Source organism: Pseudomonas sp. XS1P51 (assembly GCF_054897845.1).
In genome coordinates this window covers 3,342,897-3,368,171 of record NZ_CM142707.1, presented here as the reverse complement: position 1 = coordinate 3,368,171, position 25,275 = coordinate 3,342,897, and the positions used below count along the sequence as shown (strand labels likewise).

22 protein-coding genes are annotated in these 25,275 nt (G+C 60.6%); 12 read left to right on the top strand and 10 right to left on the bottom strand.

Going from position 1 to position 25,275, the window contains the following annotated elements; translation table 11 throughout:
- Positions 1-288: 288 nt before the first annotated feature.
- The 5 genes from fabB to ACYZUD_RS15555 form a co-directional block, all read right to left on the bottom strand.
- Positions 289-1,509 carry a beta-ketoacyl-ACP synthase I gene (gene fabB / locus ACYZUD_RS15575; RefSeq protein ID WP_462024789.1) on the bottom strand — a complete coding sequence of 407 codons (1,221 nt, stop codon included), beginning with the start codon at positions 1,507-1,509 and terminating at the stop codon, positions 289-291.
- Between the two features lie 11 nt (positions 1,510-1,520).
- Positions 1,521-2,036, bottom strand: a complete 516-nt coding sequence (gene fabA / locus ACYZUD_RS15570; RefSeq protein WP_042560484.1) for a 3-hydroxyacyl-[acyl-carrier-protein] dehydratase FabA — start codon at positions 2,034-2,036, stop codon at positions 1,521-1,523.
- A gap of 247 nt (positions 2,037-2,283) precedes the next feature.
- Positions 2,284-4,185 carry an ATP-binding protein gene (locus ACYZUD_RS15565; RefSeq protein ID WP_462024788.1) on the bottom strand — a complete coding sequence of 634 codons (1,902 nt, stop codon included), beginning with the start codon at positions 4,183-4,185 and terminating at the stop codon, positions 2,284-2,286.
- On the bottom strand, positions 4,182-5,111 hold the full coding sequence (locus ACYZUD_RS15560; RefSeq protein WP_462024787.1) for an ABC transporter substrate-binding protein: 930 nt from the start codon (positions 5,109-5,111) through the stop codon (positions 4,182-4,184). Before ACYZUD_RS15560 ends, ACYZUD_RS15565 begins: the two co-directional genes overlap by 4 nt.
- A 1-nt stretch (position 5,112) precedes the next feature.
- Positions 5,113-7,236, bottom strand: coding sequence for a TonB-dependent receptor plug domain-containing protein (locus tag ACYZUD_RS15555; protein ID WP_462024786.1), 2,124 nt, complete (start codon positions 7,234-7,236; stop codon positions 5,113-5,115).
- A gap of 196 nt (positions 7,237-7,432) precedes the next feature.
- Between ACYZUD_RS15555 and ACYZUD_RS15550 the strand changes: the two genes are divergently transcribed.
- From ACYZUD_RS15550 to ACYZUD_RS15530, 5 genes are all read left to right on the top strand, one after another.
- The gene (locus ACYZUD_RS15550; RefSeq protein WP_462024785.1) at positions 7,433-8,458 is read left to right on the top strand and encodes an NAD(P)H-dependent glycerol-3-phosphate dehydrogenase; all 1,026 of its coding nucleotides are present in this window, start codon (positions 7,433-7,435) and stop codon (positions 8,456-8,458) included.
- Positions 8,459-8,489: 31 nt separating this feature from the next.
- Positions 8,490-8,837 carry a DUF4389 domain-containing protein gene (locus ACYZUD_RS15545; protein ID WP_462024784.1) on the top strand — a complete coding sequence of 116 codons (348 nt, stop codon included), beginning with the start codon at positions 8,490-8,492 and terminating at the stop codon, positions 8,835-8,837.
- Positions 8,834-9,286 carry a phosphohistidine phosphatase SixA gene (gene sixA, locus ACYZUD_RS15540; protein ID WP_462024783.1) on the top strand — a complete coding sequence of 151 codons (453 nt, stop codon included), beginning with the start codon at positions 8,834-8,836 and terminating at the stop codon, positions 9,284-9,286. The genes ACYZUD_RS15545 and sixA overlap by 4 nt, the downstream gene beginning before the upstream one ends.
- Positions 9,287-9,453: 167 nt before the next feature.
- Positions 9,454-11,121, top strand: a complete 1,668-nt coding sequence (locus ACYZUD_RS15535) for an AMP-binding protein (protein WP_462024782.1) — start codon at positions 9,454-9,456, stop codon at positions 11,119-11,121.
- 33 nt (positions 11,122-11,154) lie between these two features.
- Positions 11,155-11,598, top strand: coding sequence for a hotdog fold thioesterase (locus tag ACYZUD_RS15530; RefSeq protein WP_462024781.1), 444 nt, complete (start codon positions 11,155-11,157; stop codon positions 11,596-11,598).
- Between the two features lie 51 nt (positions 11,599-11,649).
- Here the strand turns inward: ACYZUD_RS15530 and ACYZUD_RS15525 are convergent, their stop codons facing one another.
- The gene (locus ACYZUD_RS15525; RefSeq protein ID WP_462024780.1) at positions 11,650-14,595 is read right to left on the bottom strand and encodes an RHS repeat-associated core domain-containing protein; all 2,946 of its coding nucleotides are present in this window, start codon (positions 14,593-14,595) and stop codon (positions 11,650-11,652) included.
- 208 nt (positions 14,596-14,803) lie between these two features.
- Here ACYZUD_RS15525 and ACYZUD_RS15520 point away from each other — a divergent pair, with 208 nt between their 5' ends.
- The 5 genes from ACYZUD_RS15520 to ACYZUD_RS15500 all read left to right on the top strand — a co-directional run bounded on the left by ACYZUD_RS15520 (position 14,804) and on the right by ACYZUD_RS15500 (position 19,112).
- A complete protein-coding gene (locus ACYZUD_RS15520; protein WP_462024779.1) occupies positions 14,804-15,610 on the top strand; it encodes an alpha/beta fold hydrolase in 807 nt (268 codons plus the stop codon).
- The gene (locus ACYZUD_RS15515; RefSeq protein ID WP_462024778.1) at positions 15,607-16,461 is read left to right on the top strand and encodes an alpha/beta hydrolase; all 855 of its coding nucleotides are present in this window, start codon (positions 15,607-15,609) and stop codon (positions 16,459-16,461) included. The genes ACYZUD_RS15520 and ACYZUD_RS15515 overlap by 4 nt, the downstream gene beginning before the upstream one ends.
- 50 nt (positions 16,462-16,511) lie before the next feature.
- Positions 16,512-17,171 carry a glutathione S-transferase family protein gene (locus ACYZUD_RS15510; RefSeq protein WP_462024777.1) on the top strand — a complete coding sequence of 220 codons (660 nt, stop codon included), beginning with the start codon at positions 16,512-16,514 and terminating at the stop codon, positions 17,169-17,171.
- Positions 17,172-17,179: 8 nt separating this feature from the next.
- On the top strand, positions 17,180-17,986 hold the full coding sequence (locus tag ACYZUD_RS15505) for a DUF4892 domain-containing protein (protein ID WP_462024776.1): 807 nt from the start codon (positions 17,180-17,182) through the stop codon (positions 17,984-17,986).
- A 70-nt stretch (positions 17,987-18,056) separates the two neighbouring features.
- Entirely contained in the window at positions 18,057-19,112 is a 1,056-nt protein-coding gene (locus ACYZUD_RS15500) for an AI-2E family transporter (protein ID WP_462024775.1), read from the top strand.
- Positions 19,113-19,220: 108 nt separating this feature from the next.
- On the opposite strand, the gene xopAW is transcribed toward ACYZUD_RS15500, so the two are convergent.
- The 3 genes from xopAW to ACYZUD_RS15485 form a co-directional block, all read right to left on the bottom strand.
- The gene (gene xopAW / locus ACYZUD_RS15495) at positions 19,221-20,066 is read right to left on the bottom strand and encodes a XopAW family type III secretion system calcium-binding effector (protein ID WP_462024774.1); all 846 of its coding nucleotides are present in this window, start codon (positions 20,064-20,066) and stop codon (positions 19,221-19,223) included.
- A gap of 234 nt (positions 20,067-20,300) precedes the next feature.
- A complete protein-coding gene (locus tag ACYZUD_RS15490) occupies positions 20,301-21,350 on the bottom strand; it encodes a sensor histidine kinase (RefSeq protein WP_462024773.1) in 1,050 nt (349 codons plus the stop codon).
- Positions 21,350-22,108 carry a response regulator gene (locus ACYZUD_RS15485; RefSeq protein WP_462024772.1) on the bottom strand — a complete coding sequence of 253 codons (759 nt, stop codon included), beginning with the start codon at positions 22,106-22,108 and terminating at the stop codon, positions 21,350-21,352. Before ACYZUD_RS15485 ends, ACYZUD_RS15490 begins: the two co-directional genes overlap by 1 nt.
- Positions 22,109-22,401: 293 nt before the next feature.
- On the opposite strand from ACYZUD_RS15485, the gene pyrF reads away from it, so the two are divergent.
- Positions 22,402-23,100 (top strand): orotidine-5'-phosphate decarboxylase, encoded by a 699-nt coding sequence (pyrF, locus tag ACYZUD_RS15480; RefSeq protein ID WP_166675900.1) that lies wholly within the window; start codon positions 22,402-22,404, stop codon positions 23,098-23,100.
- 136 nt (positions 23,101-23,236) lie between these two features.
- On the opposite strand, the gene ACYZUD_RS15475 is transcribed toward pyrF, so the two are convergent.
- A complete protein-coding gene (locus ACYZUD_RS15475; RefSeq protein ID WP_462024771.1) occupies positions 23,237-24,241 on the bottom strand; it encodes an NADP-dependent oxidoreductase in 1,005 nt (334 codons plus the stop codon).
- 234 nt (positions 24,242-24,475) lie between these two features.
- Between ACYZUD_RS15475 and ACYZUD_RS15470 the strand changes: the two genes are divergently transcribed.
- The gene (locus tag ACYZUD_RS15470) at positions 24,476-25,237 is read left to right on the top strand and encodes an SDR family oxidoreductase (RefSeq protein ID WP_462024770.1); all 762 of its coding nucleotides are present in this window, start codon (positions 24,476-24,478) and stop codon (positions 25,235-25,237) included.
- Positions 25,238-25,275 lie beyond the last annotated feature (38 nt).

Sequence of the window (25,275 nt, the reverse complement as noted above, 5' to 3'; positions counted from 1 at the left end):
GAGAAAGTCCTGCAGCCCGCGAAACACGCGGCATTCGGTCGCAGGTCGCTGAGTTTTATGACAAAAGCTTCATGTTCGCAGTGAGGAAAATCACTGATTGAGCCCAAAAGTGCAAAAACCTGTGGGAGCGAGCCTGCTCGCGATGACGGCCTCACATTCAACATCAATGTATCCGTCAGACCGCTATCGCGAGCAGGCTCGCTCCCACAGGTTTTTGCGTTTTTTCAGGCGAAAAAAAACGCCCCGAACCAGTCGGGGCGTTTTTATGTGCAGCGAAGCGGCGGGGTATTACTTACCCTGCCAACGCTTCAGTACCAAGGTCGCGTTGGTGCCACCGAAGCCGAAGCTGTTGCTCATCACGGTGTTGATGGTGGCGTCTTCGCGAGTCTTGGTCAGGATCGGCATGTCTGCCACTTCCGGGTCCAGTTCGTCGATGTTGGCGGAACCCGCCATGAAGTTGCCTTCCATCATCAGCATGCAGTAGATCGCTTCGTGAACGCCGGCGGCGCCCAGGGAGTGACCCGACAGGCTCTTGGTGGAGCTGATGGCCGGAGCCTTGTCGCCGAACACTTCACGCACACCTTTCATTTCCGCGACGTCGCCGACCGGAGTCGAGGTGCCGTGGGTGTTCAGGTAGTCGATTGGAGTGTCAACGGTGGACATGGCCATCTGCATGCAGCGGATGGCGCCTTCGCCGCTTGGGGCGACCATGTCGTAGCCGTCGGAGGTCGCGCCGTAGCCAACGATTTCCGCGTAGATCTTCGCGCCGCGGGCCAGGGCGTGTTCCAGCTCTTCGACCACGACCATGCCGCCACCGCCGGCGATGACGAAACCGTCACGCTTGGCGTCGTAGGCACGGGAAGCTTTTTCCGGGGTTTCGTTGTACTGGCTGGACAGAGCGCCCATGGCGTCGAACAGGAACGACTGGCTCCAGTGTTCTTCTTCACCGCCGCCGGCGAATACGATGTCCTGCTTGCCCATCTGGATCTGTTCCATGGCGTTACCGATGCAGTGAGCACTGGTGGCGCAGGCAGAAGCGATGGAGTAGTTCAGGCCCTTGATCTTGAACGGCGTGGCCAGGCAAGCGGAAACGGTGCTGCTCATGGTCCGCGTTACACGGTATGGGCCGACGCGCTTGACGCCTTTCTCGCGCAGGATGTCCAGCGCTTCCATCTGGTTCAGCGTGGAGGCGCCACCGGAACCGGCGATCAGGCCGGTACGCGGGTTGGAGACTTGCTCATCGGTCAGACCGGAGTCGGTGATGGCGTCTTTCATGGCCAGGTAGGCGTAAGCCGCCGCGTGGCCGACGAAGCGATAGATCTTGCGATCGATCAGCTCTTCGAGGGGAAGGTCAATGGAGCCGGAAACCTGGCTACGCAGACCCATTTCGGCATATTCCGGATTGAACCGGATGCCAGGGCGACTTGCACGCAGGTTAGCGGAGACGGTCTCTTTGTCATTGCCCAGGCACGAAACGATGCCCAGACCAGTGATAACGACGCGGCGCATGCGGATAACCCTTAGAAGTTTTCAGTGGAGGTGAACACGCCGACCCGGAGGCCTTCGGCGGTGTAGATTTCGCGGCCGTCGACACTGACCGAACCATCGGCGATAGCGAGGTTCAGCTTGCCTTTCAGGACGCGCTTGATCTGAATGTTATACGTAACTTTCTTGGCGGTCGGCAGGACCTGACCAAAGAACTTCACTTCACCCGAACCCAGTGCGCGACCGCGGCCCGGCAGACCCTGCCAGCCGAGGAAGAAGCCGACCAGTTGCCACATGGCATCGAGGCCCAGGCAGCCCGGCATCACCGGATCGCCTTCGAAGTGACAGGCGAAGAACCACAGGTCCGGAGTGATATCCAGCTCGGCGACCAATTCACCTTTGCCGTACTTGCCACCTTCTTCGCTGATGTGGGTGATGCGATCAACCATCAGCATGTTCGGGGCGGGCAGTTGCGCGTTACCTGGGCCGAACAGCTCACCGCGACTGCAGCGCAGCAGGTCTTCCCGAGTAAAGGCGTTTTGTTTGGTCATGCGAGCTCCTCAATAGTCCCATGCGGCAGGTGGGGCAAATCTTCCCGACCGATCGAAGCATTCATGCCTCGAGTCAGCAGCCTACTCATAGACTATTGCGTTGTGGTGAAAGTCACAGCACCAAGGACATGAATGTACACTTGTGCACTGAAATTATTATTCAAGCCCCTTTTCGGGCCTGTTCGGGTGCCTAAGACTGCCGCACTTTCGCCTTTCACGCCAGTCGCAGATGGTCGAAAGGCCTGCACTACTGCACCCATCGCTGAAGAATTTGCTGCAGATCAGTGCGTTTGAAGGGCTTGGCCAGGTAATCGTTCATTCCCGCCGATAAACAGGCTTCGCGGTCGCCCTGCAAGGCGTTGGCGGTCAGTGCGATGATCGGCAAGTCCGCGCAACCGGGCAACTGGCGGATCTGCCGGGTCGCCTCGTAGCCGTCAATGATCGGCAGTCGGCAGTCCATCAGGATCGCTTCGAAAATCAGGCTCTCGGCACTGCGCACCGCCTGCGCGCCATCGGTGGCGACGCTGACAGTAAAGCCCAGACTGCGCAACATTGCTTCGATGACGGTCTGGTTGACCGGATTGTCCTCGACCAGCAGCACATTGCGGCCTTCGCCATCACCGCTGCCGGTCGGCGTGCGCTGAGTCAATACCGGCAGCGTCTGCTTATAGAGTGCCAGCGGAATTTCCAGGGTGAATACCGAGCCACGACCTTCCTCGCTCTGAGCGCGCAAGGTGCCGCCCATGCGTTCGGCCAATGTACGCGCGATCGGCAGGCCCAGCCCGGTGCCGCCGTAACGCCTTGAAATAGAACTGTCGGCCTGCTGGAACGCGTCGAACATCAACTCCAGGCTTTCGGCCGAGATACCGATCCCGCTGTCGCGCACCGTGCAGGTGAACCACAACAGTTCGTGATCCAGCGACTGCCACTGCGGTTCGATGGTGATGCGGCCCTGCTCGGTGAACTTCAGCGCGTTACCTATGAGGTTGACCAGGATCTGCCGGATCCGCGTCGGATCGCCCTGAACCTGCAACGCGCGCATGTCCTCGGGGATCAGCAGCGCCAGGTCGAGGCCGCGTTGCGCCGCGCTGTGCGAGAACGACTGCGCGCAGCTGCTGATCAGGTCCGCGAGGTTGAACGGAATGTGCTCCAGCTCCAGTTCCGAACGCTCGATGCGCGAGAAGTCGAGAATATCGTTGATGACTTTGAGCAGGTGTTCAGTGGACTCCGAGGCCAGCGCCGCGTATTCGACCTGCTCTTCGGTCATCTCGGTGGTTTCCAGCAGTTGCAGCATGCCCAGCACGCCATTCATCGGCGTGCGCAGTTCGTGACTCATCATCGCCAGGAAATCGGACTTCGCGTTGTTGGCCTTTTCCGCTTCTTCGCGGGTCTGGATCAGCTGCGCCATCGCTTGATGCTGCTCGCGACTGGCCTGTTCGAGACCACTGGCGAGGTTGTTGATGTGCTGTGACAGCGCGCCCAGTTCGGCGTCGTCGACGATTGGCAGCGGCGTTTTGTAGTCGCCTTCCTGGATCGCCTTGACTGCGTTGCCGATATCGCGGATCGGTTGCGACAGGCTGCCGGCCAGGCGCCGTGCGATCAGGTAGGTAAACAGCAGGGCGAACAACGCCAGGATCCCGGCCTTGAACAGGATTTCCTGCTGGCGCTTGCTGAAGGCGTCATTGGACAGACCGACAATCACCCGGCCCAGATAATCCTCGGCGGGGGCAGTGGTGGCGACTTTGCTGCCCTGGAAAAAATCATTGTGCAGCGGGATGCGTTGCAGCCGCACCGGCGCCTGGAACACTTCGACCTGGTGCGGGTGGTTCTGGTTTTGCGACGGTTGCTCGACGTACACCAGAATCCGGTTGGCGCTGTCCTGGACTTCCAGAAAGCGCACATTGGGCGTGGCGAGGGTGGCCTTGAGCAAACTTTCGAGCACCTCGTTGTTGCCCGATATCACCCCGTATTCGGCGGCCGGCGCCAGTTGGTTGGCGATCAGTTGACCGGTGTGGTTGAGTTCCTGGCGCAGGTCCTGGATCCGTACAAAGGTGAAAAAGCTGATCAACAGCAACGTCAGCAGCAGGGCAGGGCCGAGGCTGATGATCTGGGTTCGGGTGTTGATGTCCCAACGACGACGGAAAGTCATGGGCGGCTTTCTCCTGCGGCCAACTGTGTTGCGACAAACGCTTCATGGATCTGTTCAATACCTAATGAACGAGCCACTTGCGGGTTACTCAACACCTTGAAGCGATTCGGGTAGTGCGTGCGCGGCCAAGTGGCCGGTGGCCGATCGAGCAAGTCGTGGAGCATCTCCAGCCAATCGGCCTGATCGCTGTAGGTGCTGGCCAGGCTCCCGGCCTTGACGAACCCTGCGTTGGGGCCGATCAACGCCTGTTGCCGCGCGTAGCTGCTGAGCAGCAGATTTTTCGCGGTTTTGGGGTTGTACAGGTCGGGATCGTCAAGGCCCAGCAGCACGTCACTGGTTTTCAACAGCGCCTGCAGCGGCCGACTGTCATTGGTGTTGTCCCAGCGCTCGGTGACGATCTCGAGGCCCAGGGGCAGGGCGGCCTGGTGCAATTCTTTCAAGAGAAATTCGCTGTGGCTGTCGTAGAGCACGCCGACCCGTTTGACCTGAGGCAACAGGGTTTGGGCCAGGCGCAGTTGCCGGTCCAGGGGCGGGTCACTCCAAAGCAGGCTTAAACGCGGGGGCAGCGAAGTGCCCAAGTGTTGTCGGGCTTGCAGGCGGCTGATGCGCAGCACCAGCGTCGCCGGGCCTTGGGTCTCTTGCAGGCGCCAGTCGAGGCTTGGCAGGTCAAGCAGAATCAAACGGGTACTGGCGGGCAGCTTGCCCGGCGCCGGCAGGCTGGCCAGTGGTTGGAAGCGCACGCTGTCGGCGGGTCGCATTTGGCCGAGGGCCTGGGTGAAGGATTGCACGGCCGGGCTGTCTTCGGCCGCGGTCAGCAGGATGTCGGCGGCCCTTGTCGGCAGACTGCCGAGCAGACCGCTACACACCAGGCATAGCCCGACCAGCAGGCGGCCAAGGGTTGGCGTCTTCCGTGACGAATAGCGCATCTTAGAACGCCAACTCCGCGCTGAAGTACAGCACCCGGCGTTCGTCGTAGCGGTTGTCGACGAAGGTGGTGGGCTGATTGTCAAGGCGTTGCTGGAGCACGCCCGCCAGTTCCAGGCTGGCCTTGCCCAGGCCGATGTGTTTGGCAATACGTGTGTCGACCCGTTCGAAGCGGTAACCGTTGAGGGTGTCGTCGCCATAGTAGAAGAGTGCGCTGTTCCAGCCATGACCCCAATCGCGCAGCCAACCGGCGGAGCCGCTGTTGCGTGCAGTCTGTTTCGCATCCAGCGGATTGCTGGCCGTGGCATCGACGTAAGCATAGGTCAGGCGCAAGCGATCGGCGCTGCCCAGGCGCCAGTCCAGTTGGGTTTCGGCGCCCGAGAAGCGCGAGGTGTTCGAGTTGCTGGCGATGTACTGATTGTTGCGCAGCGGTTCGCTGATCATGCCGGTGATTTCGTCGTAGAACAGTTTCACATCGACCGCCAGCCCCAGCCCGGCAAAGTAGCCGTTGTAGCCCAGTTCCCGGGAGCGCATGTGTTCCTGGTCCAGGTCACCGGGGCCGCGGGTCCTGACGAAGTAGCGGGCACTGGACTGGCCGTAGGCGCCGGGCCGCAGGTTGGTCACCCGATAGCTCCAGTTGACGTTGTTCTCGAACATGTCCGGCGAGCGGATGGCTTCCGAGTACACCGCCCGCAGCCCGTGACGCGGGTTGATCAGGTAATTGACCGCCACCCGCGGGGTCAGCGAACTGCCGATCAATTGCGTGTCTTCGAACATCGCGCCGCCCTGCAGCAACCAGTGCTCGGTGGCGCGCCACTCGAGTTGGCCGAATGCCCGCCACGTGGTGTCGTCGAGAGTGCCATTGAAGTAGGTCTCGGAGTTTGCCCGGTCGTAACGATAGTTCATGCCGCTGACCAGCCGCAGACTGTCGGACAGGCTGAGGGTGTCTTGCAGTTCGAGGTCGTAGCGCGATTCCCGGGCGCTCTGGTCGATGTCGCCACACACGGTTTGGCTGGCGCCGTTTCGCCATTGATCGAGTACCTGATTGGCCAACGCACGTTCCGCCGCCGTGCCGGCCGGTGCACCGGGACCGACGTAACGCTCGATGTTGCGCGCCAGGCGTTCGGTGTAGTTCGGGTTGAGCTGCCAGAGTTCGGCCAGTTGCGGGCTGAACGAGACCTCGGCGTCGCAGGCGCGCCAGGTTTGCTGACGATCCCAGTGCTGGGCCGAACCTTGAATATAAAGGCTGTGATCGGGATTGATGTCGAGGTTCCAGCGCAAGGAACCGGCGTAGTCCTTGGCGGTGACGTCGGAATTGTTCCCGGCTGCGGTAATCCCCGAGAACACCGGGCGGTAGGTATACGGCCGCTGATTGCTCCCATCCTTGGCATTCAATTGCCAATCGATGCTTTGGCGTTCGTTGAGCGTCTGGCTGACGGCAAGGTTGAAACGGTTCAAGCGACGGCTGTCGCGGTAGTCGGCGCCTGTGCGATCCGAGTCGAAGCCATCGTCTTGCTGGCCGGACAGCGACAGGCGCAGGTCGCCACCGTCCCAGCCCACGCCCTGGCTGGCATAAAAGTCGTCGATGCCGCGCTGGCCGCGGGTGACTTTCAGTCGCGTACCGTGGCTGCCGGCCGGGTTGCGCGTGATGATGTTGACCACCGCCATCAGCGCGTTGGCGCCATAGCTGACGGTATTCGGGCCACGGAAAACCTCGACGCGTTCGATGTCTTCCATGGCCACCGGAATATCGCTCCAGTCCACCGTGGCCAGGCCGGCGCGGTACACCGAGCGGCCGTCGATCAGCACTTGCATGCGTCGGGCTTCGCTGGCGTTGGTGCCGTGGTAGTTCACCGCCGCCTGATTGCCGCTGATATTGCCGACCATCATGCCCGGCACTAGGCGCAGCAACTCGCTGATGTCCCGGGCACCGCTGGCATTGATCAGGTCGTTGTCGATCACCGTCATGCTGCCCGGCACCGCCGCTGGCGACTGCTTCAGGCGCGTGGCCGTGAGCACTTGGGGCAGCGGCTCGTTGTCGAGAAACAGATCGTCGGCCAGCAATGGCGGGCTGAGGACCAGCGCCAGAACCAGCGGCGAACGAGTTGACGGGCATCCAAACGACACAACACATCCTTGATGGCGATTAACTGGCGCGCATGTTAACCGAGCTGGTCGACTTTTCCAGTCACGATGCCTGCATTTTCCTCGGATTTGTTGGTCTTCTTTCTACAAGTGCCGGTAATTGATGCAAAGGGTGGCCGCCACTGGGCCGCTCCGTATAATGCCGACATCGCCACTGGTATGGATTAACGGATTGCATATGACTGAACAGCGCCCGATTGCGGTCCTGGGAGGCGGAAGTTTTGGTACCGCCGTGGCTAATCTGCTGGCCGAGAACGGGCATCAGGTCCGGCTGTGGATGCGTGACCCCGAACAGGCCGAGGCCATTCGGGTCAATCGCGAGAACCCGCGTTACCTCAAAGGCATCAAGATTTTGCCGGCCGTGGAAGCGGTCACCGACCTGCTGGCCACGCTGGAAGCCTGCGACCTGTGCTTCGTCGCACTGCCGTCCAGTGCGCTGCGCGCGGTATTGATGCCGCACGCCGAACGGTTGAGCGGCAAGTTGCTGGTGAGCCTGACCAAAGGCATCGAAGCCCACACCTTCAAACTGATGAGCGAGATCCTCAAAGAGATCGCTCCGCAAGCGCGCATCGGCGTGCTGTCCGGACCCAACCTGGCCCGTGAGATCGCCGAGCACGCGCTGACCGCCACAGTGGTCGCCAGCGAAGATGAAGAACTTTGCCAACGGGTTCAGGAAGCGCTGCACGGTCGCACCTTTCGCGTGTACGCCAGCGCCGACCGCTTCGGCGTGGAGTTGGGCGGTGCGCTGAAGAATGTCTACGCGATCATCGCTGGCATGGCGGTGGCACTGGGCATGGGCGAGAACACCAAGAGCATGCTGATCACCCGGGCGCTGGCGGAAATGACCCGTTTCGCGGTGAATCAGGGCGCCAACCCGATGACCTTCCTCGGTCTGGCGGGCGTGGGCGATTTGATCGTGACCTGTTCGTCGCCGAAAAGCCGTAACTACCAGGTCGGGTTTGCCCTCGGCCAGGGGTTGAGCCTGGAAGACGCGGTGACGCGTTTGGGTGAAGTCGCCGAAGGTGTCAATACACTCAAGGTGCTCAAGGCCAAGGCCCAGGAGGTGGGTGTGTATATGCCGCTGGTCGCCGGGCTGCACGCGATCCTGTTCGAAGGGCGCACGCTCGAGCAGGTGATCGGTCTATTGATGCGTGCGGAGCCTAAAACCGACGTCGACTTTATCTCCACCAGCGGTTTCAACTGAATACTTAATCTACAGGGGCAGGGAGCGAGACATGAACGATCCGAAAGTAGAAGCCAAGTACGAATCCATCCTGCTGCGGGTGCTGTGGATGATCATCTACGTGCTGGTCTGGCAAGTGGCGCAGTTCATCCTCGGCGCGGTGGTGCTGGTCCAGCTGATCTATCGTTTGATCTATGGCGCCCCGAGCGCCAGCCTGATGAACTTCGGCGACAGCCTGAGCCAGTTCCTGGCGCAGATCGGTCGGTTCGGCAGTTTCCACAGCGACCAGAAACCCTGGCCGTTCGCCGACTGGCCGACGCCGCGTACACCGGAAGGTGAAGCGCCGCACGTCGTGGCGCCGGCCCCGCATCCGGCCCGAGATGAGGAACCCAAGCTATGAAACTCTGGGTATTGCGTCATGGTGAAGCTGAACCTTATGGCTCCCTCTCCGACTCGGAGCGGGCACTGACTCCCCACGGTTGTGAAGAAGTACTGCGCAGTGCCGCCGAACTGATTGGCCAGCCGATTACCGCCATCTATGCCAGCCCTTACCTGCGAGCGCAGCAGACCGCACAACTGGTGCGTGAAGCGCTGGGCTTTCAGCCGGACATTCGCACCGTCGAATGGCTGACCCCCGGCTACAGTCCGCAAGCGGTGGCAGAGCAATTGGTGTCGGTGGATTATGCGTTGCTGGTCAGCCATAACCCGTTGGTGGGCAACTTGCTGGGCTATCTGCAGCACGGTCATGTGCAGCAGCCGGAAGCGGTGAAAACCGCCGGCCTTGCCGAGCTGGAGGGTGAAGGCCCGCTGGCCGGGGCGATGAAGCTCAACGGCATCAAACACCCGTAAAGCAAAAGATCGCAGCCTGCGGCAGCTCCTACATGGGTTTTGCATTTCCCTGTAGGAGCTGCCGCAGGCTGCGATCTTTTGATCTTGCTTTTGCTCTTAAATAATTAACCAAGCAACCGCTTGGTTGACTACGCTTGCTCCAGACCAAAAATAAAGGAGCGAGTCGTATGTCTGCTGCTTTTCGTTTGCCGCTGGACGTCTTCTACGAGCGTGAAGCCCGTCATCCCCGTCAGCGCTTTCTGGTTCAACCGGTGGGCGGCGGCCAGGTCGAGACGCTGACCTGGGCCGATGTCGGCCATCAGGCCCGCTGCGCCGCACACTGGCTGCGAGCCCGCGAGTTGCCCCAAGGCAGCCACATCGCCCTGATCTCGAAAAACTGCGCTCACTGGATCATTGCCGACCTGGCGATCTGGATGGCCGGGCATGTCTCGGTGCCGCTGTACCCGAACCTCACCGCCGAGTCCGTGGCGCAAGTACTCGAACACTCCGAAGTGGCGCTGGCGTTCATCGGCAAACTCGATGACTGGCCAGGTATGTCCCGCGGGGTCAACCCCGACCTGCCGACCATCAGCCTGCCCTTGCACCCGCCCGGCCGTTTCGATTTCAGCTGGGCCGATCTGCAACGCAGTTCGCCGATCCAGGATGACCCGAAACCTGCTGCCGATCAGCTGGCGACCATCATTTACACCTCCGGCACCACCGGCCTGCCCAAAGGCGTGATGCACAGTTTCGGCAATCTGGGGTTTGCCACCACGCGCGGCACGCAATTGTTCGGCCTCAATGAGTCGGACCGGCTGCTGTCCTATTTGCCGCTGTGCCACGTCGCCGAGCGGATGTTCGTCGAGCTGGCGTCGATCTACACCGGGCAAACCGTGTTCTTTGCCGAAAGCCTCGACACCTTCCTGGCCGATTTACGACGTGCGCGGCCGACCGCGTTGTTCGGCGTACCGCGAATCTGGACCAAATTCCAGATGGGCGTGTACAGCAAGATCCCGGCAAAACGCCTCGACTTCCTGCTTGGGCTGCCCTTCATCGGCAAGCGGGTCGGGCACAAAGTGCTCGCCGGGCTTGGGCTGGACGCCTTGCGCATCGCGTTGTCCGGCGCGGCACCGGTCCCGCAAACGTTGCTGCTCTGGTATCGCAAGCTCGGGCTGGATGTGTTGGAGGTGTACGGCATGACCGAAAACTGCGGCTATTCGCACATTGGCCTTCCGGGGCAGAACAAGTCCGGCTGGATCGGCAAGCCATGCCCCGAGGTTGAAGTGCGGATTGCCGAATCCGGCGAGGTCATGGTGCGCAGTGGCGCGACCATGCTCGGGTATTTCAAGGAACCTGAAAAAACCGCCGACACCATCACCGAGGACGGCTTCCTGCGCACCGGTGACAAGGGCGAGGAAGATGCCGAAGGCCACCTGCGCCTGACCGGGCGCCTGAAGGAAATCTTCAAGACCAGCAAAGGCAAATACGTGGCCCCGGCACCGATCGAAAATCGGTTGGCAGTGCATTCGCGGATCGAGCAGGTGTGCGTGGTCGGCGATGGTTTGAGCGCGCCGTTGGGGTTGTGCGTACTTTCGGCGGTCGGGCAGCAGGACGCGGGTGGAACCGCACGCGCCGGTCTGCATTCAAGCCTGGAAAAACTGCTGGAGGAAGTCAATGGCGCCCTCGACAAACATGAGCGCCTGCACCGGCTCGTCGTCGTCAAAGACAGCTGGGCCGTGGAAAACGGCTTCCTGACGCCAACCCTGAAGATCAAACGCAACGTGATCGAAGCGGCGTACGGCGCCCGGTTCGAAGAATGGAGCGAGCGCAGCGAGGCGGTGCTGTGGCAGGATTAAGCCACGAATAAAACCAACAAAGGAAAGTTTGCGATGAGTCTGTGGCGTACCACTCCCAACATCGAGCAGTTGAACGCAATCCAGAAAAACACCATCGGCGACGTGCTGGATATTCGCTTCGAAGCCTTCGACGAAGAGTCCCTGACCGCGAGCATGGTCATCGACCACCGCACTCACCAGCCTTACGGTTTGCTGCACGGCGGCGCTTCGGTGGTGCTGGCCGAGACCGTCGGCTCCATGGCCAGTTACCTGTGCATCGATGCCAGCAAGTTTTACTGCGTGGGTCTGGAGATCAACGCCAACCATCTGCGTGGGCTGCGCAGCGGGCGGGTGACGGCGGTGGCCAAGCCGATTCACATCGGGCGCACCACGCATGTCTGGGACATTCGGCTGACCAGCGATGAGGGCAAGGCCAGTTGTGTGTCGCGGTTGACCATGGCGGTGGTGCCGTTGGGGGAGACTGCTCCAAGACAGTGAAAGAATTTACTGCGGACCGGTGACACAAAACTCGCGCCGGTCCGCTTCATATCATTGTTCACGAAACAGCCGATCGAGATGCAAACTCCCTTCCCAGTATCCGCGGCTCGAAGGTGCTGTGGCGCTGCTTCGTCTTGAAGATGGGGTTTCAATGTCGAAAGCCGGGGACAGCGAATCCTTGATAAATCCCTTCTTCATTTGATTCGCAGCCAGAGGACGAAACTCAGTGAAAAATCCGATAGCACCGACGAGCGCTCCCCGTGCCAGGGAGGAAAGATCGGAGGAGGGGATTGCGCCCAGCATACGGTAGAGAGATCCGCCGACCGAACGTGTTGCAGCGCCTTGAAGGGTGCTTTTCCAACTGCTCGGCATGCCGGCTTTAGTGTTTTCAACGTAATCGGTTTTACCTGACGGGTAAGGCTTCATGTAGGTCTCCAGAAAACCGTCCGCCGCTTCTGCCACAGGGCCCAGGATTCCACTGATCGACGCCGGCAATAACGAGTTGAGTGCGCCTGCGCCTGCTCGAATACCCGCATACCCGATCGATGTCTTCAGCATGGTTTTGAATTTGTCAGAGACGTCGGCGGATGAATTGAATTGGATATCTGCGCCTGCTGTGAACGTATCCATTGCAAATTGATAAGCCAATCCACCCATGACAGAAGCTATGCGTCCGATGGCATCGCGATGAAGCTCCGGATCCGTAGTCGAAGGCGGCAATCCCTGTTCACTAAGGAGTGCAGGTGTTGCGAAACCGATAGCCGCTACAGCCGCGGTCATTACGGCGATACCGTCATGCAGGCCAACACTTTTTGTGAGTCCGTAGCCCATGTAGCCGGCTGCCCCCCCTTCCAGCGTCGCAGCTAACACATGTAAGGCCAGGTTGGACTCGTGGTTCGGTTCAATTTGTTCGAGCACAGTTCGAGTTGCAATCAGCACACCAAAACCAAAAGCCGCAGCCGTAAACCTGTGTATAGCCGTCGCTGATGCGGCGTTGACTCGGCTGGCGTCTACTTCTACCAAGCCTTGCATATCGACGTAACGTATCGGGTTGCCACCGACCATGGTGTACAAATTCAAACCGGCCGCCACTCCCGCCGGATCCGCATTCAACCACCGCTGGCACCACGGCACGTAATACCGGAACCCGTAGTAATACAACCCCGTGGCATCCCGCTCCTGCCCCGAGTAGCGAATCGTTTTGTAACTGGCTTCCAGCTTGTTCCGCCCGGCCCACCAACAGGTCCCACCGTACGGGTAGTAGCTTTCCCATGTGATCAATTTGGCATCTTCATCCAGCTCGACGGTGCTGGAGTTCAAGTGATCGGTGAAGCTGTATCGGTGCTGGCTCTGGGGAATGTCTGACGCTGGCTTTTTCTCCCAATGCAGAACCTGAACCGTTCCGCGTCCGGCCTTCACTGTTATGACGTGGAGGATTTCGTCAGCGCAGGTGCGAATTTCCACACCCGGCAAGTAGCGGGTTTCGTGGGTGCGCGTGAATGTGCCGGTGTAGGCCTGGCGGATTTTTCGCAGGCGTTGGCCGCTGCCGTCGTAGAGGTAAAACTCGATATCGTTGGGTTCATCCTCACGCACTACCTGTTCGACCTGACGCAACTGATTGCGCAGATCCCACAGCAGACCTTGTCCCGGTTGAAGGGAGTTGCGGTTCCCGTTGACGTCATAACCGGTGGCAATTTCGTTCTCGTCAGGTAACTCGCCATTGGTCTTTTCGGGCAGGCTGCGGTTGTTGAGGCGGGCGATAGCCGTGCGTTCAGTGCGGTTTTCACTGTCCGCCTGGTGCTGCATGACCTCCAGGTTGCCGGCCTCATCGTAAGTGTAAATGCGAGTGTAGTTTTCCAGTTGCCCAGGATCGGGTTCGGACTGGAACGCCGGCAATTGCGGACCGCCGGGGGTGTTGCGAAGCTGTCGGCCGCTGGCTTCTATCAGTCGGTAAAGGCTGTCGTATCGGTAACGATGGGTCGGCTCGATTCGCTGATTGCGATGGTAGTGAACAGGATCGGCGCTGTCGGTCAGACACTTGATGTTGCCTGCCGCGTCATAGTCGTAAGTCAGATCCTGCAGTGCTGGCTGTCCCGGTACGTAAGCCTTCAGATGCTCCAGTCGCCCGTCTTCAGGGCGAAAAGTCGCACACGAAATAACGCCGTTTCCCGCACATTGTCGTTCGACCTGGCCGAAGGCGTTGTACTGGATTTCACTGACCAGCGTCTTTTCGTCGGTCTGCTCGGTGAGTGTCAGACGGACTTCCTTCAGCTCTGCAGCACGAGTCTGAATGAACGTCTGAACATTGCGCTTTGCATCTATCTGCCTGATGGGCTCTCCCGCAGCATTGCAGTGAATGCGGGTGATAGCAGGTGCATCCTCCAGAAAACCATCGCGTTCGGTCTCGGTCTCGGGCCAGTCCACGGACCAATGCGGGTCGTCGACAAATGTGCGGCTGTGCTCCAGCGGCGTGCCGACGAGGCTGAACTCGATGAAGCGTAAAGTGCCTGCGGTGTCGTCATGTCGAACCAATTGACCGCGCCGGTTATGGGTTTCCTCGGCGCTGGAATCCGCGTAGGACAAACGCGCGATGCAGCGTTCCGGTCCGCCGTCGGCGTTCTCGAATGCATCGATCGGCCGCCGTTGCCCGTCATAACGCACGCGGCTGTGACTGAGCTTCCGATCCCAGCCTTCGACGCCTTGCCCATCCTCATTGAGCAACCCCAGGCGCCAACCGGCGTCGCCGTTTTCGGATAACAGCACGGCGCCCGACAGGCTGAACACGTTAATTTGATTGGCTGCGGTCTGGCCTTGTTGATGCAAAAGGAATAATCGTGGATCGCGGCTTAGCACCGCACGCCCGGTGACGTCGTGGATCTGCTGGGTGATGTAACGTTCTGGCGCTGTCGTACTGTCGCGACGGTGATACGCCACGCCGCGTACGCTCAGCCCCCGAGGGTCGAGAGCACCGATAGCGGGGGTGTTGGCGTGGGTCATGACTGACGTTACCTGTGGCCCGGCGAGACAGTGAACTTATCGGCGCGATGGGGATTGACTGTCAACTGTCAGAAATAACAGGTCCGGGCTCAAGGCACGGGGTTATAGCGACGGCACGACTGTCATCATTCCTGGCCGTTACGGTCATTGCGGATCCCGGTGGGCTTGCGGACAATCGAGCTCTGTTTTCGTTGATGGATCGGCCGGTATGTCGCAGCAGATATTTTTCGCCCACGCCAATGGCTTTCCCTCGGGGACCTACGGCAAGTTGTTCGCGGCGTTGGCGCCTGAGTTTCAGGTCGCCCATTTGCAGCAGCACGCCCACGACCCGCGCTTTCCGGCGGACGACAACTGGCACAATCTGGTGGACGAACTGATTCATCACCTGGAGCAGCAGCCGGAACCGGTTTGGGGTGTGGGCCATTCCTTTGGTGGCGTGCTGCACTTGCACGCGGCATTGCGTTGCCCCGAACTCTATCGCGGTGTGGTCATGCTCGATTCGCCAGTGCTGACCCGCGCTGATCAATGGGTTATCCGTGCCGCCAAGCGCTTCGGTTTTATCGATCGCCTGACCCCGGCCGGTCGGACGTTGGGGCGGCGGGAAGAGTTTGCCGATCTGGACGCTGCCCGATTGTATTTCGCTGGCAAAACCCTGTTTCGCAGCTTCGACCCGGAATGTTTCGACGCCTATCTGCAACACGGTTTGCACAAGGTTGGCGACAAGTTGCGTCTGCGCTTCGACCCGGCCACGGAAATCAGCATCTACCGCGGCGTACCCCACACCAGCCCCGGCCGGGCACGGCAGCTGAAAGTGCCGCTGGCGGTGGTGCGTGGCCACAAGAGTCGGGTTGTGATGCGCCATCACGCCAGTTCCGTCGGGCGCATGCCATTGGGCGAATCCCTGACCATGCCCGGCGGGCACATGTTTCCCCTCGAACGTCCACAGGACACCGCCACGCTGCTGAAAAACCTGTTCAGTCGCTGGGAAGGTCGCCGGCAGCAGGATTGCGCATGAGTCATGTCGTCGAAGAAGTCCGCCTGAGCCTGCCGCACATCGAGCTGGCGGCGCACCTGTTCGGTCCCGAAGACGGCTTGCCGGTGATTGCCTTGCACGGCTGGCTGGACAACGCCAACAGCTTTGCGCGGTTGGCGCCGAAGCTCACAGGGCTGCGCATCATCGCCCTGGACATGGCCGGTCACGGTCATTCCGGGCATCGTCCGGTGGGAGCCGGTTATGCGATGTGGGACTACGCCCACGACGTGCTGCAAGTCGCCGAACAACTGGGTTTGAAGCGTTTTGCGCTGATGGGGCACTCCATGGGCGCGATCGCGTCGTTGATCATCGCCGGGTCGCTGCCGGAGCGTGTCACGCATCTGGCCTTGATCGACGGCATCATTCCTCCTACAGACAAAGGCGAAAATGCCGCCGAACGCATGGGCATGGCCCTGCAAGCGCAGCTGGATCTGCGGGAGAAGCGCAAACCGGTCTACAACACCCTCGACCGCGCTATCGAAGCGCGCATGAAAGGGCTGGTTGCAGTCAGCCGCGAAGCCGCCGAACTGCTGGCCCAGCGTGGCTTGATGCCGGTGCCGGGCGGATACACCTGGCGCACCGACAACCGTCTGACGTTGCCATCGCCGTTGCGTCTGACCACAGAACAGGCCATGGCCTTCGTCCAGCGGGTCAGTTGTCCTGCGTTACTGGTGGTCGCTGCCGACGGCATGCTCGCCAAACATCCCGAGTTGCTGGAGCGTCTACCCTTTAGCCGTGAACAGCTGCCTGGCGGTCATCATTTGCACCTGAATGACGAACCCGGTGCCGACCTTGTCGCAGACTGTTTCAATCGGTTTTTCGCCGTTCCTTGACTTGCGCCGGGCAACTGTCGAGGCTGGGCGGGTTGAAATGGGAGACAACCATGATAGATCTCTACACCGCTGCGACCCCGAATGGCCACAAGGTCTCTATCGTGCTCGAGGAACTCGGCCTGCCCTACACGGTGCATGCCTTGAGTTTCGACAAGAAGGAACAGAAGTCTGCGGACTTCCTCAAGATCAATCCCAATGGCCGGATTCCGGCGATTGTCGACCGCGCCAACGGCGATTTTGCCGTGTTCGAATCCGGCGCCATCCTGATTTACCTGGCCGAACTGAGCGGCAAATTGCTGCCCAAGGACCCGAAAGGGCGCTCGGTGGTGCTGCAGTGGCTGATGTTCCAGATGGGCGGGATCGGTCCGATGCAGGGGCAGGCCAATGTGTTTTTCCGCTATTTCCCGGAAAAACTGCAGGGTGCCATCGACCGCTACCAGCATGAAACCCGTCGTCTGTATGAAGTGCTCGACACGCGCCTGCAAGACGTTGAGTTCCTGGCGGGCGAGTACAGCATTGCCGACATTGCGACTTATCCGTGGGTTCGTGGTTACGAGTGGTCCGGAGTTTCAGTGGACGGCTTGTCTGCCTTGCAACGCTGGATGGCGACCATGGAGGCGCGCCCGGCGGTGCAGCGTGGTTTGCTGATACCGGAACGCATCGACGACGCCAGCGTCGTCAAGGGTGCCCAGGCCATGCTGATCCGATGAGCCTGCCCATGCGTTCTTTCAGTCTGCTGGCGCTGTGCAGTTTCAGTCCTCTGTTGTTTGCCGCCGATGTTTCGGGCAGTCAGGACCTGCCGATCGTGCCGCGCATGGCCGATGCGCAGATCGTCGACTATCGCCCGGCGGTCGAACTCGAGCGGATCTACCCGCTGGGTTCGATCCGCAAGATCAGCGGCCAGCTGCGCTTCGACGGTCAGGTCGGCGCCCGTGGACAAACCACCTCGGTGACCTACGAGCTGCCACCGGAGCATTCCTCCAACGACGCCTTCACTGCCGCTCGCGAAGCCTTGCAGAAGCAGGATGCCGAGTTGCTGTTCTGGTGCCAGGCCCGCGATTGCGGCGAAAGCAGCCTGTGGGCCAATGAGGTCTTTGGCAACGCCAAGCTCTATGGGGCCGATGACCAGCAGGCGTACCTGCTGTTGCGTCTGGCGGCGCCAAAGGACAACACGCTGGTGGCGCTTTACGGCATCACCCGCGGCAATCGCAAAGCCTATCTGCACGTCGAACAGTTCGACGCCGCGGCACCGCTGGGGGATTTGCTGCCGACGTCCGCCACCTTGCTGCGCGAGCTCAAAAGCACTGGTGAACTCGACTTCCCCAAACTGACCGGCGATCCCGACGATACCTGGCTGCGCTTGATCTCCCGTGGGTTGAATCTGGACACCACGTTGCGGGTCAGTGTTTCCGGGGCGAAGGCCGAAGCCTGGCGTCAGGCACTGATCGGGCAGGGTGTGCGTACCGCCAGGATGGAAACCGGCAGCGTCGAAGGCTCTGGCCTGCACATCGAACTGTTGCGATAAGCTTTATCAGGCGAACGCGCCTGTCGCGTTCGCCTACTCTATTTGCTGACTGACTTTTTTCGAGACGCGGATGATCAATAACGATCGGCTGTTGGTGCAGATCCTGCTCCTGGTGCTGTTTGGCGCGAGCTTATGGGTGATGGCGCCGTTCTGGTCGGCGATGTTCTGGGGCGCTGTGCTGGCGTTCGCCAGTTGGCCACTGATGCGTTTGCTGACCCGTTGGCTCAATGGCCGTGAGTCCCTGGCGGCGGCGCTGCTGACCATCGGCTGGATGCTACTCGTGGCGGCGCCGTTGGTGTGGCTGGGGTTCAACCTGGCAGACCATGTGCGCGATGCCACGGCGTTCATCAAGGATGTGCAGGTCGACGGCCTACCCGAAGCGCCGACCTGGCTGGGCAGCATTCCGTTAGTTGGCGAGCGCCTGGTGGGGATCTGGGACAGCATCGATCAGCAGGGCGCGGCGATGATGGTGTCGCTCAAGCCGTATCTGGGGCAGGTCGGTAACTGGTTGCTCGCGCGCAGTGCGCAGATTGGCGGCGGGATTCTCGAACTGACGTTGAGCATCGTCTTCGTGTTCTTTTTCTACCGGGACGGGCCGCGGTTGGCGGCCTTTGTCCATGGGCTGCTGCAGCGGCTGATCGGTGATCGAGCCGGCTATTACATCGAACTGGTGGCCGGGACAGTGCAGCGGGTGGTGAACGGGGTGATCGGGACGGCGGCTGCCCAGGCCGTTCTGGCGTTGATCGGCTTTCTGATTGCCGGGGTTCCCGGGGCGCTGGTGCTGGGGATTGTGACGTTTTTGCTGAGCCTGATCCCGATGGGGCCACCGTTGGTATGGATTCCGGCCACGGCGTGGCTGGCCTGGAAGGGTGAGTACGGGATGGCGGTGTTCCTCGGGAGCTGGGGGATGTTCATCATCAGTGGCGTCGACAACGTGCTCAAGCCTTACCTGATCAGTCGGGGCGGGAACTTGCCGCTGGTGATTGTGCTGCTTGGAGTATTTGGCGGGTTGATTGCCTTTGGGTTTATCGGTTTGTTCATCGGCCCTACATTGCTGGCCGTGGCTTACAGTCTGTTGACCGACTGGAGCAAGAGCCAGGCTCGGGTTGAAGATCGCCGGCCCTGATTTTTTTGTTGGTGCTTAGGGCCTCATCGCGAGCAGGCTCGCTCCCACACTTATTTTGTGGCCGACACAACCCAATGTGGGAGCGAGCCTGCTCGCGATGCTTTTGACTTATGTGGCCACGTTCAGGTATTTGCCCACCGTCGCAACGCTGTCGAGTGAATACTGCTTGCTCAGGTTGGCGATCATTTTGTTCAGCGCTTCGGTCACGTTCACCTGATCGGTGGAGCTGTCAGTGCTTTTCTCACGACCGGCTTGCAGTGCGCTTTTCAATTCATCGCTGCTGACGCCGCCGCTGCTGTCGCTATCAAGCACCTTGAGTAATGCAGCGCTGGTGTCGGTACTGGTCGATGAGGTGCTGTCGGCCTGCAACGCACTGCTCAATTCCGTGGCGGTGACGCTGCCATCGCTGTCTGCATCGAGCTGGCTGAACAGCTCTTCGCTGGACACCTGCTGAGGTGGCGGCGGTGGCGGGGCGAGGCTGGCGGCGAGTTCGTCCTTGCTGACGGTGCCGTCTTCGTTCTTGTCCAGGGCCGAGAAGATTTCCGTGCTGTCGGCGCTGCTGCCGGCGCTGGTCAGGCCGTTGCTGAGTTCGTCGCTGCTGATGGCGCCGTCACCGTCGGCGTCCAGCGCGCTGATCAGCGCGTCGGCCAGTTCGGTGTTCGGGGCCTGATCCCGTGTCGGTGGCGGCGGCGGTGCCATCGCCGCCATCTCTTCGCCGCTCAGGCTGCCACTGTCGTCGCTGTCCAGGTCGGCGAAGTTTTTGCTCAGGCTGACCAGCAGACCGTCGTCGGTTTTCTGCGACAGAGCGCTTTTAAGCTCATCCTGATCCACCGAACCGTCGCTGTTGCTGTCGAGCTTGGCGAGCAGTTCTTTCTGGAATTGCTGGCTGCGGGCATTGCTGGTGGTGGTACTGGTGCTGGTATAGCTCGTGTAGTTGCTGATGCTACCGATCATTGAGCTCACTCCTTGGAATGGAAAACCGGTGGGTGCACCGGCTTATGCAGCCTCAAGGGGCAAGTTGTCGTGGGTATGTGGGGTTTGTACCGTTCAGTACACACAGATCTCAGGTCCACCTCAGACCCTGTGGGAGCGAGCCTGCTCGCGATAGCGGTGTGTCAGTCAACATCAATGCTGACTAGCAACCCACTATCGCGAGCAAGCTCGCTCCTACATGGCGGCGGGGGCGGTTCATACACGGGGCAGGCGAATCACTGCAGTCAAACCGCCACCAGGTGTCTCTTCCAGACTCAACTGCCCACCCAAGCGTCCCGCCGCTTCGCGGGCAATGGTCATGCCCAGCCCGACGCCGCCGGAATTGCGATTTCGCGAACCCTCCAGCCGAAAGAACGGCTCGAACACGGCTTCACGTTTATCCGCCGCGATTCCGGGCCCGTGGTCGATGACGCGGATCACCAGCTGCTCGCGATTGTCTTCGAGCGTGATCAGCGCCTGCCCCGCATAGCGCAAAGCATTGTCCAGCAAGTTGTTGATGCATGAGCGCAAAGCCATCGGTTGTACTTGCAGTGGTGCGCAGTGCCCGCAGGCCTGGACATCGGCGCCCTGGTCCTGGGCGTTTTCGCTCAGGGATTCGACCAGCGCCTGCACGTCCATCCACTGCCGAGCCTCGCTGGTGCGCTGTTCGTGCAGGTAGGTGAGGGTGGCGTCGAGCATGCTGATCATGTCGTCCAGATCCTGGCGCATCTGGCCTTGCAGCTTGTCGTCGGTGATCTGTTCCAGCCGCAGCTTGAGCCGCGACAGCGGCGTACGCAGGTCGTGGGACACCGCGCCGAGCATCCGCGAGCGCTGCTGAACCTGCTCGATAATGCGTTTCTGCATCAGGTTGAAGGTGTGGGCCGCTTGCCGCGCTTCCCGTGGGCCGGATTCATCCAGAGGCGGGCTGTCGAGGTTTTCGCTCAAGCGCTCGGCGGCGTCACTCAGGCGCTTGATCGGCCGGGTCAGCAGTTTGGCGCCGTACCAGGCCGCGATGATCAGCGAAACCAATTGAAAGGTCAGCGGCACCAACGGTCCACCGAACCATGGCCGCGGCGGCCGGTTTTCGAAGCGTGGGTCCATCGGCGGACGTTGTCCGTCGATGTCTTCGGAAAACCCGGGTGGTGGAGGGGGAGGCGGCGGTCCGTAATGATGAAACCAGGCAAATGCCAACAAGTGCGCCAGGATGATCGCCACCAACAGCACGCCAAACAGGCGGCCGAACAGCGTATCGAAGCGCGCACGCATCAGCCGATGTCTCTTGCGTCGAACAGGTAACCCTCACCGCGAACGGTCTTGATCAGCTGGGGGGCTTTGGGGTCATCGCCGAGTTTCTGGCGCAAGCGAGAGACCAGCAGGTCGATGCTGCGATCAAAGGCTTCAATCGAACGACCGCGGGCGGCGTCCAGCAGTTGTTCGCGGCTGAGCACCCGGCGTGGACGTTCGATGAACACCCACAGCAAACGGAATTCGGCGTTGGACAGCGGCACCACCAGGCCATCCGCCGCGATCAACTGGCGCAGCACGCTGTTCAGGCGCCAGTTGTCGAAGCGAATGTTCGCACGCTGTTCGGTGCGGTCGTCGCGCACCCGACGCAGAATGGTCTGAATCCTTGCGACCAGTTCCCGTGGCTCGAACGGTTTGGCCATGTAATCGTCCGCGCCCAGTTCCAGGCCGATGATCCGGTCGGTGGGTTCGCAGCGGGCGGTGAGCATCAGGATCGGGATGTCCGACTCGGCGCGCAGCCAACGGCACAGCGACAAACCGTCTTCGCCAGGCAACATCAGGTCGAGCACCACCACGTCGAAATGTTCCGCTTGCAGCGCCAGACGCATGGCCGCGCCATCGGTGACACCGCTGGCGTGGATGTTGAACCGGGCCAGGTAGTCGATCATCAGTTCGCGGATCGGAATGTCATCGTCGACGATCAGGGCGCGAATGCTCCAGCGTTTGTCGTCGCCGGGCGCTTTTTGATCGTCGTTCAAGGGTGCTTGGGTGCTATGCATGCGTGCGTTCATCTGCCAGGTAGGCTGCCAACCACAAAGATGGGCTGCGAGGTTGTGGCTTCAGCATAGGCGTCCGGCCCGGAGGCGGGAAGTGCTGTAAGGACGTGTTGCGGCTGGCGAGGGTAGCGTTGACGCATGTTGTGGGCATGTCCGGTGTGTATCGGGCTCGACACAATTGTTGCAAAGGCTAGGATTGCCGGAACCGACTCGACGATTTACCGATCATCGGGTCCCGCAGCGGCGCTGGTTCCGCTACAATGCGCGCCGATTTCGACCTGCCTGAGAGCCCACTCATGTCCGCCTGCCAGACTCCTATCATCGTCGCCCTGGATTTCCCCACCCGTGACGCCGCACTGAAGCTGGCCGATCAGTTGGACCCGAAGCTGTGCCGGGTCAAAGTCGGTAAAGAACTGTTCACCAGCTGCGCCTCGGAAATCGTCGGCACCCTGCGTGACAAAGGTTTCGAAGTGTTCCTGGACCTCAAGTTCCACGACATCCCGAACACCACCGCCATGGCCGTCAAGGCGGCTGCGGAAATGGGCGTGTGGATGGTCAACGTGCACTGCTCCGGCGGTCTGCGCATGATGGCTGCCTGCCGTGAAGTGCTCGACCAGCGCACCGGTCCGAAACCGCTGCTGATCGGCGTGACCGTGCTGACCAGCATGGAGCGTGAAGATCTGGCGGGTATCGGTCTGGACATCGAGCCACAGGAGCAGGTTCTGCGCCTGGCGGCACTGGCGGAAAAAGCCGGGATGGACGGTCTGGTGTGCTCGGCGCTGGAAGCCCAGGCCTTGAAGTCGGCTCACCCGTCGTTGCAACTGGTGACCCCGGGGATCCGTCCGGCGGGCAGTGCCCAGGACGATCAGCGCCGCATTCTGACCCCGCGTCAGGCGCTGGATGCCGGTTCCGACTATCTGGTGATTGGCCGTCCGATCAGCCAGGCGGCGGACCCGGCCAAGGCGTTGGCAGCGGTCGTCGCCGAAATCGCCTGACCAAACACTGAAGATCCCATGTGGGAGCGAGCCTGCTCGCGATGAGGGAGTATCAGTCGACATCAACGTTGTCTGATACCGCTATCGCGAGCAGGCTCGCTCCCACATTTGTTTTGTGGACACTTCGGTAACGGCGTTAAACCTTCAGCACCAACTTTCCGAAATTCTCCCCGTTGAACAACTTCATCAGCGTCTCCGGGAACGTTTCCAGCCCTTCCACAATATCTTCCTTGCTCTTGAGCTGCCCCTTGGCCATCCAATCGGCCATTTCCTGCCCGGCAGCGGCGAACTGCGCGGCGTAATCCATCACCACGAAACCTTCCATCCGCGCACGGTTGACCAGCAGCGACAAATAGTTGGCCGGGCCTTTGACTGCTTCTTTGTTGTTGTACTGGCTGATGGCACCACAAATCACCACCCGTGCCTTCATGTTCAGGCGGCTCAGTACCGCGTCAAGAATGTCGCCGCCGACATTATCGAAATACACGTCGACGCCTTTCGGGCATTCGCGCTTGAGGCCGGCGACGACGTCTTCGTTCTTGTAGTCGATGACGCCGTCAAAACCCAGCTCATCGATCAGGAATTTGCACTTGTCCGCACCACCGGCAATGCCGACAACGCGGCAACCTTTGATCTTGGCGATCTGCCCGGCAATGCTACCCACCGCACCTGCAGCGCCAGACAGCACCACGGTGTCACCGGCCTTGGGGGCGCCGACGTCGAGCAGGGCGAAGTAAGCGGTCATCCCGGTCATGCCCAGTGCCGAAAGATAACGCGGCAGCGGTGCCAGTTTCGGATCGACCTTGTAGAAACCTCGTGGCTCGCCGAGGAAATAATCCTGCACACCGAGGGCGCCGTTGACGTAGTCCCCGACCGCAAAGCCCGGATTGTTCGAGGCAACGACTTTGCCTACACCCAACGCACGCATGACTTCGCCGATACCGACTGGCGGGATGTAGGACTTGCCCTCGTTCATCCAGCCACGCATGGCCGGGTCCAGGGACAGGTATTCGTTCTTGACCAGAATCTGACCCGCCGCCGGTTCGCCGACCGGTACTTCCTGATAAGTGAAGGTCTCGCGGGTCGCCGCGCCCACCGGACGTTTGGCGAGCAGGAACTGGCGATTGGTCTGGGTAGTCATGACAGGCACTCAAGATGAATGAAGCCTTGTTGATAGACCTTCATGATCGATGCCGCAAGTTTGGCTGATGCGGCGAATGCACCTCGATCCAGAGCAGTGATAGTCAGGCGGGAGCTTCTATCACTGCCACTCATGGGCGCTTAACCGGCCTTCTGATAGTGCTGCCGCGCCATGGGCCCTGTGGCTAGACTGGGCGCACGCGATCCCCGCATTCTTCTCTTCGAGGACATAACAATGAGCATGACGTTTTCCGGTCAGGTCGCCGTAGTGACAGGCGCCGCTAATGGTATTGGCCGCGCAACCGCCCAGGCGTTCGCCGCCGAAGGTTTGAAAGTGGTGGTCGCTGACCTGGATACGGCGGGTGGTGAAGGTACCGTGGCGCTGATTCGTACGGCGGGCGGCGAAGCGACCTTCGTGCACTGCAACGTCACGCTGGAAAGCGATGTAAAAAATCTGATGGACGAGGTGGTGAATACCTACGGTCGTCTCGACTATGCCTTCAACAACGCGGGCATCGAAATCGAGAAAGGCAAACTGGCCGAAGGCACGGTCGATGAGTTCGATGCGATCATGGGCGTCAACGTCAAAGGCGTCTGGCTGTGCATGAAGTACCAATTGCCCTTGCTGCTGGCCCAGGGGGGCGGCGCAATCGTCAACACCGCCTCGGTGGCCGGTCTCGGGGCTGCGCCGAAGATGAGTATCTATGCGGCGTCGAAACATGCGGTGATCGGCCTGACCAAGTCGGCGGCCATCGAATACGCCAAGAAAAAGATTCGCGTCAATGCGGTGTGCCCGGCGGTGATCGACACCGACATGTTCCGCCGTGCCTATGAAGCGGACCCGAAGAAAGGCGAATTCGCCAACGCCATGCACCCGGTGGGTCGCATCGGCAAGGTCGAGGAAATCGCCAGTGCGGTGCTGTACCTGTGCAGCGACGGCGCAGCGTTCACCACCGGCCATTCGCTGGCGGTGGATGGTGGTGTCACGGCGTTTTAAAACCAGAAACCAATCCATAGTAAACACCGAACCTGTGG

Coding starts and splice junctions, on each gene's coding strand:
- fabB (WP_462024789.1), bottom strand. CDS start 1,509: ATGCGCCGCGTCGTTATCACTGGTCTGGGCATCGTTTCGTGCCTGGGC.
- fabA (WP_042560484.1), bottom strand. CDS start 2,036: ATGACCAAACAAAACGCCTTTACTCGGGAAGACCTGCTGCGCTGCAGT.
- ACYZUD_RS15565 (WP_462024788.1), bottom strand. CDS start 4,185: ATGACTTTCCGTCGTCGTTGGGACATCAACACCCGAACCCAGATCATC.
- ACYZUD_RS15560 (WP_462024787.1), bottom strand. CDS start 5,111: ATGCGCTATTCGTCACGGAAGACGCCAACCCTTGGCCGCCTGCTGGTC.
- ACYZUD_RS15550 (WP_462024785.1), top strand. CDS start 7,433: ATGACTGAACAGCGCCCGATTGCGGTCCTGGGAGGCGGAAGTTTTGGT.
- ACYZUD_RS15545 (WP_462024784.1), top strand. CDS start 8,490: ATGAACGATCCGAAAGTAGAAGCCAAGTACGAATCCATCCTGCTGCGG.
- sixA (WP_462024783.1), top strand. CDS start 8,834: ATGAAACTCTGGGTATTGCGTCATGGTGAAGCTGAACCTTATGGCTCC.
- ACYZUD_RS15535 (WP_462024782.1), top strand. CDS start 9,454: ATGTCTGCTGCTTTTCGTTTGCCGCTGGACGTCTTCTACGAGCGTGAA.
- ACYZUD_RS15530 (WP_462024781.1), top strand. CDS start 11,155: ATGAGTCTGTGGCGTACCACTCCCAACATCGAGCAGTTGAACGCAATC.
- ACYZUD_RS15525 (WP_462024780.1), bottom strand. CDS start 14,595: ATGACCCACGCCAACACCCCCGCTATCGGTGCTCTCGACCCTCGGGGG.
- ACYZUD_RS15520 (WP_462024779.1), top strand. CDS start 14,804: ATGTCGCAGCAGATATTTTTCGCCCACGCCAATGGCTTTCCCTCGGGG.
- ACYZUD_RS15515 (WP_462024778.1), top strand. CDS start 15,607: ATGAGTCATGTCGTCGAAGAAGTCCGCCTGAGCCTGCCGCACATCGAG.
- ACYZUD_RS15510 (WP_462024777.1), top strand. CDS start 16,512: ATGATAGATCTCTACACCGCTGCGACCCCGAATGGCCACAAGGTCTCT.
- ACYZUD_RS15505 (WP_462024776.1), top strand. CDS start 17,180: ATGCGTTCTTTCAGTCTGCTGGCGCTGTGCAGTTTCAGTCCTCTGTTG.
- ACYZUD_RS15500 (WP_462024775.1), top strand. CDS start 18,057: ATGATCAATAACGATCGGCTGTTGGTGCAGATCCTGCTCCTGGTGCTG.
- xopAW (WP_462024774.1), bottom strand. CDS start 20,066: ATGATCGGTAGCATCAGCAACTACACGAGCTATACCAGCACCAGTACC.
- ACYZUD_RS15490 (WP_462024773.1), bottom strand. CDS start 21,350: ATGCGTGCGCGCTTCGATACGCTGTTCGGCCGCCTGTTTGGCGTGCTG.
- ACYZUD_RS15485 (WP_462024772.1), bottom strand. CDS start 22,108: ATGCATAGCACCCAAGCACCCTTGAACGACGATCAAAAAGCGCCCGGC.
- pyrF (WP_166675900.1), top strand. CDS start 22,402: ATGTCCGCCTGCCAGACTCCTATCATCGTCGCCCTGGATTTCCCCACC.
- ACYZUD_RS15475 (WP_462024771.1), bottom strand. CDS start 24,241: ATGACTACCCAGACCAATCGCCAGTTCCTGCTCGCCAAACGTCCGGTG.
- ACYZUD_RS15470 (WP_462024770.1), top strand. CDS start 24,476: ATGAGCATGACGTTTTCCGGTCAGGTCGCCGTAGTGACAGGCGCCGCT.